At 40.3% G+C, this 15,347-nt stretch carries 9 protein-coding genes and 1 riboswitch; all 9 genes read left to right on the forward strand.

Annotated features, from left to right (window positions below; genetic code table 11):
• A partial coding sequence (gene rplJ / locus ACLR96_RS09090; RefSeq protein WP_412265695.1) for a 50S ribosomal protein L10 occupies positions 1-426 on the forward strand: 426 nt, incomplete at its 5' end.
• Between the two features lie 174 nt (positions 427-600).
• Entirely contained in the window at positions 601-966 is a 366-nt protein-coding gene (rplL, locus tag ACLR96_RS09095; protein ID WP_177267449.1) for a 50S ribosomal protein L7/L12, read from the forward strand.
• A gap of 619 nt (positions 967-1,585) precedes the next feature.
• Complete coding sequence (locus ACLR96_RS09100; protein WP_177267448.1) at positions 1,586-3,280, forward strand: amino acid permease; 1,695 nt, start codon at positions 1,586-1,588, stop codon at positions 3,278-3,280.
• A 229-nt stretch (positions 3,281-3,509) separates the two neighbouring features.
• A complete protein-coding gene (locus ACLR96_RS09105; RefSeq protein ID WP_177267447.1) occupies positions 3,510-7,223 on the forward strand; it encodes a DNA-directed RNA polymerase subunit beta in 3,714 nt (1,237 codons plus the stop codon).
• A 17-nt stretch (positions 7,224-7,240) separates the two neighbouring features.
• Positions 7,241-10,960, forward strand: a complete 3,720-nt coding sequence (gene rpoC / locus ACLR96_RS09110; protein WP_177267446.1) for a DNA-directed RNA polymerase subunit beta' — start codon at positions 7,241-7,243, stop codon at positions 10,958-10,960.
• A 262-nt stretch (positions 10,961-11,222) separates the two neighbouring features.
• Positions 11,223-12,575, forward strand: a complete 1,353-nt coding sequence (locus tag ACLR96_RS09115) for an aldehyde dehydrogenase family protein (RefSeq protein ID WP_177267445.1) — start codon at positions 11,223-11,225, stop codon at positions 12,573-12,575.
• Positions 12,576-12,724: 149 nt separating this feature from the next.
• A complete protein-coding gene (locus ACLR96_RS09120) occupies positions 12,725-13,186 on the forward strand; it encodes a hotdog fold domain-containing protein (protein ID WP_177267444.1) in 462 nt (153 codons plus the stop codon).
• A 191-nt stretch (positions 13,187-13,377) separates the two neighbouring features.
• Positions 13,378-13,488: riboswitch (FMN riboswitch) on the forward strand.
• 62 nt (positions 13,489-13,550) lie between these two features.
• Positions 13,551-14,930 carry an MATE family efflux transporter gene (locus ACLR96_RS09125; RefSeq protein ID WP_177267443.1) on the forward strand — a complete coding sequence of 460 codons (1,380 nt, stop codon included), beginning with the start codon at positions 13,551-13,553 and terminating at the stop codon, positions 14,928-14,930.
• Positions 14,931-15,089: 159 nt separating this feature from the next.
• Positions 15,090-15,347, forward strand: a 258-nt coding sequence (rpsL, locus tag ACLR96_RS09130) for a 30S ribosomal protein S12 (protein WP_412265696.1), incomplete at its 3' end; no start/stop codon positions are given.

The raw sequence follows: 15,347 nt of genomic DNA on the forward strand, positions 1-15,347 counted from the left end.
GCATCTGTCGTAGCTATTGATTATATTGGAATCACAGTAGCAGAAGCAGACAACATGAGAAAAAAGCTTCGTGAAGCAAATGTAGACTATACTGTTTATAAAAACACTCTCGTAAACAGAGCTATTGAAGGAACTGAATATGAGACAATGAAAGATGTGCTTGCAGGGCCAAGCGGATTTGCATTCAGTTACGATGATGCTACAGCACCTGCAAGGGTTTTAAACGAAGCGATAAAAGAATATAAAAAGATGGAGTTTAAAGGCGGTATTGTAGAAGGTGAATACTACGATAAAGATGGTCTTCAGACACTGGCTTCAATTCCGTCAAGAGATACACTTATTTCCAAGTTTATGGGAAGTATTCAGTCACCTGTTGCGAACTTCGCGAGAGTACTTGCACAGATCGCAGAACAGAAAGAGGCCTAACCCCACGATACGAAGTGAGTGGCTGGTAGGCCCTTTGCGAGGAATACAGCGCTTCAGCGCGTGGTGTTCTACCGCTAAGAGGCAGAGGGATCTAACCCCACGATGTGAAGTGAGTGGTTAGTAGGCTCTTTGCGAAGAGTATGGTGTAATTAAAAAGTAAAAAGGAGAAATAAAATGAACAAAGATCAGATTATAGAAGCTATAAAAGAAATGTCAGTTTTAGAGTTGAATGAGCTGGTTAAGGCTTGTGAAGAAGAATTCGGCGTATCTGCAGCAGCAGGTGTTGTTGTAGCAGCAGCAGACGGTGGTGCGGCAGCAGGAGAAGAGCAGACTGAATTCACAGTAGTTCTTAAGGAAGTTGGAGCAGAAAAGATTAAGGTTATCAAAGCTGTAAGAGAAATTACAGGTTTAGGACTTAAAGAAGCTAAGGAAATGGTTGATGGAGCTCCTTCAAATCTTAAAGAAGGCTGTGAAAAAGCAGAAGCAGAAAGTTTCAAGGCTCAGCTGGAAGAAGTTGGGGCAGTTGTTGAACTTAAATAAGTTAATAATTGAATATGAGTTGGCAGCAGATGTTATACATCTGCTGCTTTTTATATATCAAATAAAAAGTGTTTTTTTTCTTTCGGCTGTATAGTAACGGCATACAGCTTTGGCATTAAAGTTAAGAAAAAAGAAAATATGAATTTAATGTTTTTTGTTAATACGGAAAGATGGTATATTAATGAGAATGTTTTGTAATATCTGTGGGATATGAGCATTCAGAGCAAAATAAAAGCAGATTTTTTTACAAGAATAAAAATATTTTCTTAAACAATTAATATAATAGAATGAAATGCTGAAAATAATCGATATTTTTTAGAATCGGTTATAATCTTACTTTATTATATGGCATATATAAGCTTGCTTTTTGGCATCTAAAATAATGGACGGTTCATTTAATTTATTAAATCACATATAATTCAAAATAGTTTTTCTTATAAGAGACAGGTGGGTTTTAACTACAAAAATAGTAATTAAATTGCTTTAGAAAAGTAATAAAGATGTCTAATTAGAAGAATAATTTAAAAGCATTGAAATCTTCTGAAAAATTTGTATAATATAGAGTACAGCATCATTATTTTTCATTATTTTTCATTATATTTACAAAAAGGAGGATAACATGACTCAAAAGCAAAACAACAGTGCTGCCCAAGTTGGCGAACATGGTTTGAAAAAGCACGACATTAAAGTTTCGACGGTAGTTTTCATGATTTTCTGCTTGGTAGCTGCAGGTTGCTATGGCATCGAAGAAATGATACCTGAATGCGGACCGGGGCTTACAATAATCATGCTCTGTGTATTACCGTTTGTATGGGCACTTCCTTTCGGTTTAGTGGCATCCGAATTAGGATCCGTAAGACCGCAGGAAGGTGGATATTACAAATGGGTACAAGAGGCTCTGGGAGAATTCTGGGGTTTCCAGGCAGGATGGTGGAGAACGATTTCCATTTATATTGATAATGCTGTATACGTTATTTTAGCAGGCGGATACGCTGCAGTTCAGTGGGATCTTGGGTGGACAGGCGAATTTGCCATAAAGGCTGCAATGGTTATCGTATTCACATGGATAAATATCCGAGGAGTTAAAGATGTAGGTATTGCAAGTACAATACTTTCCATATTGGTTATGGTAGCATTCGGATTGGTTGCAGTATGCGGATTTATGAACTGGGGCGGAAATGCTGAAACAGCAGAGACCATATCCTTCCAGCTTACTGCATATGAAGCTGAAGGAGCTTCAGATTGGTTATTCTTCATTGCAGGCGGTATTTCCGTAGGTATGTGGATGTACTCAGGATATGAGTCCATGTCTACAATTGCAGGGGAAGTAAAGAATCCTCAGGTAATACCTAAAGGAACACTTATAACTATCCCTCTTATAATGGCGGTATATATTCTTCCTACTATAGCAGGACTTGGCTCATTAGGCCAGTGGGATAACTGGGGAACAGAAGCAGGTACAGTAGGATATTCAGATGTAGTTCAGGAGTTCTGGGGACCGGCATTTGGAGTGTTCTTTGTTCTGGTAGCTATATTTGCACAGTGCTCCATATTCAATACATATATAGCATCAGGAAGCAGAGGTTTCTTCTCTCTGGCAGATGATAATTTAGCACCGCCTGTTCTTGTAAAATGTGACAAGAAGCACGGAGTACCTTATATCGCAGTACTTACAGTAGCTATTTCAACTATGATATTATGTATGCTGCCGTTTGGATTTGTAATAATCTTGGATGTACATATGCTGATTGCATCTTATATTCTGGTTTACATCTCAGCTATGATACTTAGAAAAAGAATTCCTTCAGAAGAATATAAATTTAAGGTTCCGGGAGGATTCGGATTCCTAGCTGTTATATGTATAATACCTATTTGTGTGGCATTGTTTGCTATATTTATCAATGGTTCGGATTATTATATAGGTGGTATGACTGCAATGGCGACAGGTCCTTTACTTTATATAATCTGGAGAAAGATGTACGGCGGTCTTACAAAGAAAGATCCAATAGCTTTCCCTGGAAATTCAAGAACAGGGCTTGCTGTAGGAGATGTGAAGAGAATATCGCTGCTGTTCTTATTCATGACGATAATGAATGCTATAACTTGTGTATTTGTACCTTGGTATGAAGCTTGGGGAACAGATGATGCTTGGGAGTCCGGCGATTACTTTGATGGTATAGTGGAAAATATAAACGTAGACTCTATAGTAAATGTCATTGGAACATATCTTTATGTTTTCACAGCAGTATGCGCTGTAATTTGCATAATTACATTCTTTATTTCAAAGAAAGTGGAACCTGCAAAACAAAGATAGCATAAATTTAACCGATATATTTTAAAAAATGGTGAAAGAGGTCAAAAACCATAAAGGTTTTGACCTCTTTTAAATTTTATAGTAATATTACATAAATTTGTTTATTTGTTGATATAGATGGTCAGGGAAGAAAAAAATTCCAAAAGCCCTTGACGATTTGACAAACTTGTGATAACATAATAAACTGCCCTGCAAATGTAATTTGTTGAATATATAAGGAGTGATGACTATGCCAAATCCGATAAAATTAGGTAGGAAAGAACGAATGACCTTTTCGAAGATCAATGAAGTGGCAGAAATGCCCAATTTGATTCAGATACAGACAGATTCGTATGATTGGTTTGTAAGAGAAGGCTTTCGCGAGGTTTTTGAGGACGTTTCGCCGATTAAGGATTATGCGGACAATCTTGTTCTCGAATTTATTGATTACTCCCTGACAGATCCTCCCAAGTATGAACAGGAGGAGTGTAAGGAAAGAGACGTCACCTATGCAGCTCCGTTAAAAGTAAGAGTAAGGCTTGTAAATAAAGAAACCGGTGAAGTAAAGGAACAGGAAGTGTTTATGGGAGATTTCCCTTTAATGACAGAAAAGGGGACTTTCATCTACAATGGTGCGGAAAGAGTTGTGGTTACTCAGCTCGTGCGTTCACCGGGACCTTACTATGATAAAGAAATAGATAAGTCCGGTAAGAATTTATTTTTTACCACTGTTATTCCCAACAGGGGTGCTTGGCTTGAGTATGAAACAGACTCCAATGAGATAATCTCGGTAAGAGTCGACAGAACCAGAAAACAGCCGGTAACCATACTTCTCAGAGCCTTGGGAATAGGAAGCAATCAAGAGATCATTGATTTGTTCGGCGAAGAACCTCGCCTCCTTAAAACTTTAGAGAAGGATACTACTACAAACTATGAGGAAGGCCTTAAGGAAATATATAAGAAACTGAGACCGGGAGAACCGCCTACGCTGGAAAGTGCTCAGTCATTATTTAATTCCATGTTTTTTGATCCTAAGCGTTATGATCTGGCTAAGGTGGGCAGATATAAATATAATAAAAAATTGGGGCTGTTCAATCGTTTGGTAGGCAACGCCGTGGCTGAAGATGTTATAGATCCCAACACAGGCGAAATTTTGGCTGAGAAGGATCAGAACATTGACAAGGATCTGGCAAGACAGATAGAAAATTCCGGAATCGAATTTGTAATGGTTAAAAGCCCTATAGATGAAGGAGCGGTAACCAAAGTAATCGGAAATCAGTTTGTAGAACTGGCGTCATATATAGATTTTGATATTTCTGATATTAAAATACCGAAACAGGTTTATTATCCTGTTCTTAAAGAGATTCTGGAAGAAAATGAAGATCAGGAGTCAGTGAAAGAAGCAATAAAAATGAGAAAGAATGAGCTTTCGCCTAAGCATATACTCGTTGCTGATGTTATTGCTTCTGTAAGTTATCTTCTCAATCTCAACTATGGCATAGGAAATATAGATGATATAGATCATCTTGGCAACAGGAGACTGCGAACTGTAGGAGAACTGCTGCAAAATCAGATAAGAATAGGTCTTTCCAGAATGGAGAGAACAATAAAAGAGAGAATGACTACTCAGGATATTTCTGAAGTCACACCTCAGGGTCTTATGAATATAAGGCCTGTTACCGCCGCAGTTAAGGAATTTTTTGGGAGCTCTCAGCTTTCGCAGTTCATGGACCAAAACAATCCTCTTGCTGAACTTACGCATAAAAGAAGGCTTTCGGCATTGGGTCCGGGAGGCCTTTCCAGAGAGAGAGCGGGCTTTGAGGTAAGAGACGTACACCATTCTCATTACGGAAGAATGTGTCCTATAGAAACTCCGGAAGGACCTAATATTGGACTTATAGGATCTCTTACAACATACGGAATAGTTAACGAATACGGATTTATAGAAACTCCGTACAGAGTTGTAGATAAAAAGACAGGAAGAGTTACTGATGAAATACAGTATCTTACTGCTGACGATGAAGAAGATAAGATAATAGCTCAGGCTAATGAACCGCTGGATTCAGAAGGACATTTCGTCAATATGAGAGTTTCTGCCAGAGGTGTGGGCGGTGAAATGGAGCTGGCCCCGAGAGAAGTTGTGGATTATATGGACGTATCGCCTAAACAGGTGGTGTCTGTGGCTACAGCTATGATTCCATTCTTGGAAAATGACGATGCGAACAGAGCGCTGATGGGCGCAAACATGCAGCGTCAGGCGGTACCTCTCCTTGTAACCGAGGCTCCTATTGTAGGAACAGGTATGGAGCATAAGGCTGCAAAAGACTCCGGTGTAGTTATAATAGCTAAGCATGCCGGAACTATAGATTTTGTAGATGCTGATAAGATTGTGGTTTTGAGGGATGACGGTGAAGGTACGGATGAATATAAGCTTCTCAAATTCAAGCGATCCAACCAAGGTACGTGCATAAATCAGCGGCCTATCGTTTATAATGGCGAACATGTTGAAAAAGGTGAGGTCATAGCGGATGGTCCATCAACTGAAAACGGAGAGATTGCTCTCGGAAAAAATCTGCTCATAGGCTTTATGACATGGGAAGGATATAATTACGAGGACGCTATAATTCTTAACGAAAGACTTATTATGGAAGATGTTCTTACATCTATCCATATAGAAAAATACGAGGCTGAAGCAAGAGATACGAAGCTGGGGCCCGAAGAGATCACCAGGGAGATTCCTAATGTGGGTGAAGATGCTCTTAAAGATTTGGATGAAGACGGTATCATCAGAAAAGGTGCTGAAGTAAATTCATCTGATATTTTGGTAGGCAAAGTTACTCCTAAAGGAGAAACAGAACTTACGGCTGAGGAAAGACTTCTCAGAGCTATATTCGGAGAAAAGGCCAGAGAAGTCAGAGATACGTCTTTGCGTGTTCCTCATGGCGAGACAGGCATTGTTGTCGATGTAAAGATTTTCTCAAGGGAGAATGGTGATGAGCTGCCTCCTGGGGTAAATAAGCTTGTAAGGTGTTATATAGCTACAAAGAGAAAAATCAGCGTTGGCGATAAGATGGCTGGAAGACACGGAAACAAAGGTGTTATTTCCAGAATACTTCCTGAAGAGGATATGCCGTTTATGGAAAACGGACAGCCGCTGCAGGTAATGCTTAATCCGTTGGGTGTGCCGTCACGAATGAACGTAGGTCAGGTTCTCGAAGTACATTTAGGTCTGGCTGCAAAAAATAAGGATTGGTATATCGCAACGCCTGTATTTGACGGGGCTAACGAGAAAGATATAATAGAGCTGCTTAAAGAAAACGGCTTTGATGAAAGCGGAAAATTGCGTCTCAGAGATGGAAGGACAGGAGAATATTTCGATAATCCGGTAACTGTAGGTTATATGTATATGCTCAAGCTTCACCATCTGGTAGATGACAAGATCCATGCGAGAAGTACAGGTCCGTACTCGCTTGTAACGCAGCAGCCTTTGGGCGGAAAAGCGCAGTTTGGCGGACAGCGTTTCGGAGAGATGGAAGTATGGGCCTTGGAGGCTTATGGAGCAGCATATACTCTTCAGGAAATACTGACTGTAAAATCCGATGATATCGTAGGCAGAGTTAAAACTTATGAGGCTATCGTAAAAGGTGAGAATATACCTGAACCTGGAATTCCTGAATCGTTTAAGGTGTTGATAAAAGAAATGCAGAGCTTGTGTCTGGATGTAAAAGTTCTGACAGAGGACAATGAAGAGATAGAAATTAAGGAAACCAGTGAGATAGAAGATATTCCTGCAATAGAGGATATGGTGGATGTTGATATAGAGGGAGAAGAGGTCGATGATGCCGACGAATTTGACGAAGAAGAGATCGCTATAGTCGAAGAAGATGAGGATGATTTCGATGAGGACGACGGCCTGGATGATGAACTTGGTCAGATCGAAGCCGAACCGACTGAAGAAGTGTAGGAAAGGGGAAGTGACCAATGAATGATAACAACAATTATGAATTGAATAATTTTGAGTCTCTGCAGATTGGGCTGGCGTCTACAGAAAAGATAATGGGCTGGTCTCACGGAGAGGTTACAAAACCCGAGACTATAAATTATCGTACTCTTAAACCCGAAAAAGACGGGCTCTTCTGTGAGAAAATATTTGGTCCTACTAAGGACTGGGAGTGTCACTGCGGCAAATACAAGCGAATAAGATATAAAGGTATCGTCTGCGATAAATGCGGAGTAGAGGTTACCAAAGCGAAAGTCAGAAGAGAGAGGATGGGGCATATAAAGCTGGCTTCACCCGTCTCCCATATCTGGTATTTTAAGGGTATTCCTTCCAGAATGGGTCTTGTATTGGATATATCTCCGAGAACTCTTGAAAAAATATTGTATTTTGCAAATTTCATCGTGACTGATCCTGGAAATACCGAATTTGCCTATAAAGAGGTACTTACAGAAAATCAGTACAGAGAGGCTAAAGATAATCCGGACAATAAGTTTAAAGCAGGTATGGGAGCGGAGGCTGTAAGAGAACTTCTTTCTCATATAAACCTTGATGAACTTTCAGAGGATCTGAGAAACAAGCTTGTCAGCGCTACAGGCCAGAAGAAGATAAGGATTGTAAGAAGACTGGAGGTCATTGAAGCTCTCAGACTGTCGGGCAATAGACCTGAATGGATGATACTGGAAGTTATTCCGGTTATTCCGCCGGATCTTAGACCTATGGTTCAGCTGGACGGAGGAAGATTCGCAACTTCCGATTTGAATGATCTGTACAGACGTGTAATAAACAGAAATAACAGGCTTAACAGACTTCTTGAACTTGGTGCACCCGATATCATTGTAAGAAATGAAAAGAGAATGCTTCAGGAAGCCGTTGATGCTCTTATAGATAATGGAAGAAGAGGCAGACCCGTTACGGGTCCGGGATCCAGACCGCTTAAATCTCTTTCGGATATGCTCAAAGGTAAACAGGGAAGATTCAGACAGAATCTGCTGGGCAAGAGGGTAGACTATTCCGGACGATCTGTAATCGTAGTAGGCCCTGAGCTTAAGTTTTACCAGTGTGGCCTCCCTAAGAAGATGGCTCTGGAACTGTTCAAGCCGTTTATTATGAAAAAGTTGGTGGAGAACGGCAATGCTCACAACATTAAGAGTGCCAAACGAATGGTGGAAAAAGTAAGACCTGAGGTTTGGGATGTGCTGGAAGGTGTTATTAAGGAGCATCCTGTAATGCTGAACCGTGCGCCAACTTTGCATAGGCTTGGTATACAGGCGTTTGAGCCTGTATTGGTAGAAGGTAAGGCTATAAAGCTTCATCCGCTTGCATGCACTGCGTTTAATGCTGACTTTGACGGTGACCAGATGGCTGTGCATGTTCCGCTTTCTGTGGAAGCTCAGGCAGAAGCGAGATTTCTTATGCTTTCCGTGAATAATATACTTGCTCCTAAAGATGGTTCTCCGATAACGACACCTACTCAGGATATGATCTTGGGAAGCTATTATCTTACCCATCCCGGGCAGGAAGAAGGCAAAAGAAATTCAGACGCTGAAAAAGGAGATGGCAAAGTATTTACTGATATAGCTGAAATGCTTATGGCTTATCAAACCGGTATGGTGGGACTTCATGCCCGAGTAAAGGTGAGAATGTATGCGGACGAATATGATACGAGAGGTAAACTTGTAGAGTCTACAGTAGGAAGATTCATATTCAATCAGAATATCCCTCAGGATTTAGGGTATGTAGAAGACAGAGAAGCTGATCCGTATTCGCTGGAGATAGATTTCTTGTGCGATAAGAAGAAGCTGGGGCAGATCATCGACAGATGCTACAGAATACATGGAAATACAGAAACAGCTATAATGCTTGATTATATCAAGGACATGGGATTCCATTATTCTACTATAGCAGCTATTACCATCAGCATTTCCGATATGGAGATACCTGAAGAGAAAAAGGTAATTATAGATGAGGCCGAAAAGCTGGTAGACAAGTATGAGATGGCTTACAGAAGAGGTCTTGTCTCTAATAAGGAAAGATATGAAAAGGTTATAGATATCTGGAATAAAACGACAGACGATGTGGCTGATGCACTTATGGAGTCTCTTGATTCTTTAAATAACTTATTTATCATGGCTCATTCAGGAGCAAGAGGAAGTAAGAATCAGATCAGGCAGATCGGCGGTATGCGTGGACTTATGGCTAACGCTACAGGTAAGACCATAGAAATACCTATCAAGGCGAACTTCAGAGAAGGACTTTCGGTTCTGGAATACTTTATTTCTACTAACGGTGCAAGAAAAGGTCTTGCGGATACGGCTCTGCGAACAGCAGACTCAGGTTATTTGACAAGACGGCTTGTAGATGTTTCTCATAACGTAATTGTCAGAGAGGATGACTGCGGAACGGATGAAGGTATAGAAGTAAAAGCCTTTACTGACGGAAAGGAAATCATTGAGAAACTGAAGGACCGTATTATAGGAAGAACTGCTTTGCTGGATATATGTCATCCTGAGACAGGTAGAGTTATTGTTGAGCAAGACTGCGAGATTAGTGAGGACGCTGCTGAAGCGATAGAAGCTGCGGGCATAGAGTCTGTGGCTATAAGATCGGTGATGACCTGCCACAGTAAAACTGGTGTATGCGCTAAGTGTTATGGAAGGAATTTGGCGACCGGAGAAGGCGTCAATATTGGAGAGGCTGTTGGAATAACAGCAGCTCAATCCATTGGAGAGCCGGGTACTCAGCTGACCATGAGAACATTCCATACAGGGGGCGTTGCCGGTTCTGATATCACTCACGGTCTGCCGAGAGTAGAAGAACTTTTTGAGGCCAGAAAACCTAAGGGACTTGCGGTCATCTGCGAAGCAGACGGTACTGTGGTTTCTGTTGATCCGACTATGGATAATAAAACACAGGTCAAAGTGAGAGGCGAAGAAGAAAAGGTATATGAAGTTCCTTATGGAGCAAGGATTTGTGTTGCCGAAGGCGACTATATACTTGCAGGGGACAATATAACAAAAGGACCTTTGGATCCTAAGGACATTTTAAGGCTTAACGGTGTTGAAGGCGTATATCAGTACTTGCTTAAAGAAGTACAGAGAGTGTATAAGCAGCAGGGTGTAGATATCAATGATAAGCATATAGAAGTTATCGTAGGACAGATGCTTTCAAAAATGAAGGTAAATGATGCGGGAGATACAGGGCTTCTTCCTGGAGGACAGTATAGTAAAGTCGAAATAGAAGAGGCTAATGAAGCTGTTATTGCTGATGGAGGGAAACCTGCGGAGGCAGAGAGGCTTCTTCTGGGTATAACAAAGGCATCTTTGGCTACAAATTCATTCCTGTCAGCTGCGTCCTTCCAGGAGACTACAAGAGTTCTGACAGATGCTGCAATAAAAGGAAAGAACGATAAACTTCAAGGGCTTAAAGAAAATGTTATCATCGGTAAACTGATCCCTGCCGGTACAGGTATGAAGAAGTATAGGTCTATAGATTTGGATTACGGTGTAAATACAGCATTGATAGAAGCGTACAGAGCAATGCAGAGAGAAATGGAGATGGAAGAGGAAGAAGATGAGGATATGGAAGATATAGTTCCTGTAATGGGAACTGGGGATGATGCGGCGGCAGCCGAGGAATTCGCATCAGAAATGGAATCTGCTTCGGGAATCTCTGAGACATCAGAAAGCGCTGAATGGGAATAAGTATTAGTTTCTGAGCTTGTCATTTTTCGTTAAATATTAAACTAAATAGTGAGCAAAAACAGACCTCTGAAAGAGCATTTTCAATTTTCAGAGGTTTTTGTTTTGTACAAAAAGTTAAATGTGTACTGATAATGTGCCTTGACAGTAAGTAGACAGAATGCTAAAATATAATCAAATTGAGATAATTTAAAGATCAAAAAAGTAAATAGTTTGATTTTTAGTAATTTCGAGAATAGTAAAATTAAAAAGGAGATTGATAAGTATGACTATTCAAAACCAAATTGACAAAGCGCGTGCAGCGTTTGAACAGATCAAAGATTATACTCAGGAACAGGTGGATAAGCTTGTTTATGAGAGTGCAAAGATCATTTACGAGAATGCAGAACCTTTAGCAAAGATGGCTGTTGAGGAAACAAGACTTGGAAGCTATGAAGACAAGATTGGCAAGAACACTGGAACAGCTGCTGCTTTCTGGGATTATCTCAAGGATAAGAAGTCTGTTGGCATCATCAATGAAGATCCTTCAATCGGTCTTATTGAAGCTGCTCATCCAATCGGTGTTATCGGTGCTATCACTCCGGCAACTAACCCTACAGTTACACCTTTAGGAAACTTCATGCACGCTTTAAAGGGTAAGAATGCAGTTATCATTTCACCTGCTCCACGTGCAGAAAAGACTTCAACTACTACAGTTAACTTAATTCGTGAAGCATTAGCTAAGAACGGTGCTCCTGAAGACCTTATTCAGATTGTTAACGATGTTACTATCGAAAAGTCACAGGAATTAATGGAAAAATGCGACCTCGTACTCGCAACTGGTGGTTCCGGCCTCACTAAGGCTGCTTACTCAAGCGGAACTCCTGCTTACGGTGTAGGACCAGGAAACCCTCCTGTAATCGTAGACAGAGGATATGACCTTAAGGATGCTGCTGAGCAGACAATTGTTGCTGTAGCAAGCGATAACGGAATCCTTTGCGACGGAGACAACTTACTCCTTTACCCACAGGAATTGGAAGCTGATTTCTTTGCAGAACTTAAGAATGCCGGTGCTGTTGTATTTGAAAGCGCTGATGATGTTGCTAAGTTCCGTGAAGCTTTATTCCAGGATGGAAAGATCAACTCAGGTTTAGTTGGTAAGGATACTGACGTAATCGCAGAAGCTGCTGGATTTACTCTTCCAGAAGGAACTAAGGTTATAGGTCTTAAGATAGAAGGCGTTGGTAAAGATGATATCCTCGGCAAGGAAATCATGGGACCTGTAGTAGTATTAAAGAGCTACGACAAGTTTGAAGAAGCTGTTGACATGGCTATCAGAAACATGGAAGAAGATGGCGGTACTGGACATACAGCTGGTATCTTCTCAAATGATGAAGATCATATTCTTTACTTCGGTGAAAAGATTCCTGTAGCTCGTGTACTGGTTAACCAGCCTACACCGGATGCTTGGGGACCTGAAACTAACGCACTGTCACCTGCAGTATCAGAAGGTTGCGGTACATGGGGTAACAATATCTTAGCTGGTAACGTTGACTACATACACATGGTAAACGTTTCTAAGATCGTTAAGAAGTTAGACGTAGAACCGCTTGATCCTGCAAAGATTTTTGCTGACTAATAAAGCCAGTTTGAAATTAATCGGAAAAGGCATTAAAAATTTTGGGACATAAACCAGTTTTGTCCCAAAAGATATGGACAAAACTGCTTTATAGAAAAAACAATTACTCATTTAATATTATTCTGCATAGCAGAAAGAGGAGGAAAATTATGGTTGGTAAGAAAGTAGTTCATCATCTTATGATGAGTGCAAAAGATGCACATTATGTAGGCGGATTAGTAAATGGTGCTAGAATCGTTGACCAGTGGGGAGACGTTGGTACTGAACTGATGGTATATGTTGATGGAGATATCAGCTTATTCTTAGGATACAAAGAAATCGAATTCTTAGCTCCAGTATATGTTGGAGACTTCATGGAATATCATGGCTGGATCGAAAAGGTTGGTAATCAGTCATACACTTGCCAGTTCGAAGCTTGGAAGGTTGCTACTCAGTTAGACAGAACAGATGCAGATTTGTCAAACGTAGCTACTCCTGAAACAGCTGCTACAGCTTGTGAGCCACCAGTACTTTGCGGTAAGGCAACAGGAAGCTTATTCATCGCTAAGAAAGACCAGAGAGGCGCTACTGAGTCTTCATTCAAAGACAGAAAGCACCCAGGCGAGAAATAAGAAAGAATTAAATAATCTTATGAATTAGATTATTCATTACTTTGTTATAAAACGGACAGATTTATTCTGTCCGTTTTTTCATATCGGAAGTATTGTTGTAGGTTATGAAAGAGTCGATTTTGTTTTTGAAACACAGTGAATGTTGACGGAGTGCAAACCTTGTGATATCCTTTATATATCCGTATAAAAGAACCTTTCTTCGGAAATGAGTTTTTACTCTACTGGCGGTACAGCCCGCGAGCAATAAGCTAATTCGGTTTGATTCCGAAGCCAACAGACAGTCTGGATGGGAGAAGAAGGCTTTCAGTTGATTTTCTGAATGCTTTGTTCTTTTTTCTTTGCCTAAAATAAAGGAGAGATTTTTATGAATAACCAAGAAATTACCCAGAACCCTCTTGGAACAGAACCAATAAAAAAACTTATCGTTAAGTATTCTATTCCTACAGCTTTAACTTTGATGGTCAATTATCTGTATAATATAGTTGACCAGATTTTTGTAGGACAGGGAGTGGGAGTAACGGGAATGGCAGCCACAAATGTAGCATTTCCGTTAACTATTATTGCTATGTCAATTGCATTGCTTATTGGAGATGGCTGTGCGGCTAATATAAGTCTTTGTCTGGGAAGAAAAGAATATGAGGATGCTAACCGTACTGTCAGCAATGCTGTAACTTTGTTGATAGGATCCGGAATTTTGATTTTGCTGCTTTCTTTAATTTTTGCTCCCCAGATAGTAAAACTATTTGGATCTACAGATAATGCTTTTGCTGATTCGTTGGTCTATACTAAAACTATTGCGTGGGGACTCCCGTTTCTTATGATAAGTGCGGCTTTGACTGCTATTATACGTGCAGACGGCAACCCTAAGTATACGATGAAATGTATGATAATAGGTACTGTGATAAACCTTGTTCTTGACCCGGTTTTCATTTTCGGATTTAAGATGGGGGTTTTTGGAGCAGGTGTAGCTACTGTTATAGGCCAGGCAGCAGCAGGAATACTTTGTCTGTTGTATCTCAGAAAACTTAAAACAGTTCGTATATGTAAAGCTCATCTGAAACTTTCCGTAAATATAACCGGAAGAATATTAGCTTTAGGATTTCCGAGTCTTCTGACTCAAATTATGACTGCGGTAGTGCAGATAACAATGAATAATCTTATGACCATTTATGGTGCCGTGAGTGTATATGGAAGTGATATGGCTTTGTCAGTCTATGGCATGATGATGAAGGTCTATCAGATAGCGCATGCTATGTTCGTAGGAGTTTCTTCTGCTACACAGCCTATAAACGGTTTTAATTTTGGCGCTAAGAATTATGGAAGAGTCAGACAGACTTACAAAACGGCTGCTACCATAGCAGTGGTAGTTTCTCTCGTTTGGTTCGCTGTATATCAACTTTTGGGAAGACAAATAGGAATGCTGTTTGTATCCGGAGATTCTATGTATGCTGATTGCTCGCAGCATATTTTTAGAATATTTATGATGGCGTTCTTTGTGTATGGCGTTCATATGGTCACAGCATCATTTTTTCAGGGAATTGGAAAGCCTGCAAAATCCCTGCTTATTCCATTGTCCAGACAGGCGATCTTTCTCATTCCTCTTTCAATAATACTATCAAGTAAGTTTGGTCTTGACGGCGCTCTTGCTGCTGCACCCATAGCAGATATACTGGTGTTTATTCTGGCGATATCTTTAGTTGTGGGAGAGTTTAGAGGATGGAAGAAGAAACAGTGGATACAATAGAGCGTAGAACTTTCTGATAATATATTCATATTTGTCTTAGAAATCAGTTTTTAATTGATGTTGACATAATGATAAATACCGTGGTAAAATAAATGTTAGCTTTGGGCTTTATTGTTCAAAGCTAACGTATTTTTATTATATCAAGAAAGGAGAAAAAGGATGCCTACAATTAACCAATTAGTACGTCAAGGCAGAACCAGCAGCGAGAAGAAGTCAACTGCTCCGGCTCTGAATAAGGGTATGAACTCTATAAAAAGAGTTGCTACAGATGTTAATTCGCCGCAGAAAAGAGGCGTATGCACTTCTGTAAAGACTGTTACCCCTAAGAAGCCTAACTCAGCTTTGAGAAAAGTTGCGAGAGTTCGTCTTACTAACGGTATTGAAGTAACAGCTTATATTCCGGGGATAGGTCATAAT

This window comes from Lentihominibacter sp., assembly GCF_046951855.1.
Classification (GTDB): Bacteria; Bacillota; Clostridia; order Peptostreptococcales; family Anaerovoracaceae; genus Lentihominibacter; species Lentihominibacter hominis.

Bases quoted from the DNA above. Each gene is read 5' to 3' on its own strand.
- rpoC (WP_177267446.1), top strand. From the start codon at position 7,241: ATGAATGATAACAACAATTATGAATTGAATAATTTTGAGTCTCTGCAG.
- ACLR96_RS09120 (WP_177267444.1), top strand. From the start codon at position 12,725: ATGGTTGGTAAGAAAGTAGTTCATCATCTTATGATGAGTGCAAAAGAT.
- ACLR96_RS09125 (WP_177267443.1), top strand. From the start codon at position 13,551: ATGAATAACCAAGAAATTACCCAGAACCCTCTTGGAACAGAACCAATA.
- ACLR96_RS09115 (WP_177267445.1), top strand. From the start codon at position 11,223: ATGACTATTCAAAACCAAATTGACAAAGCGCGTGCAGCGTTTGAACAG.
- ACLR96_RS09105 (WP_177267447.1), top strand. From the start codon at position 3,510: ATGCCAAATCCGATAAAATTAGGTAGGAAAGAACGAATGACCTTTTCG.
- rplL (WP_177267449.1), top strand. From the start codon at position 601: ATGAACAAAGATCAGATTATAGAAGCTATAAAAGAAATGTCAGTTTTA.
- ACLR96_RS09100 (WP_177267448.1), top strand. From the start codon at position 1,586: ATGACTCAAAAGCAAAACAACAGTGCTGCCCAAGTTGGCGAACATGGT.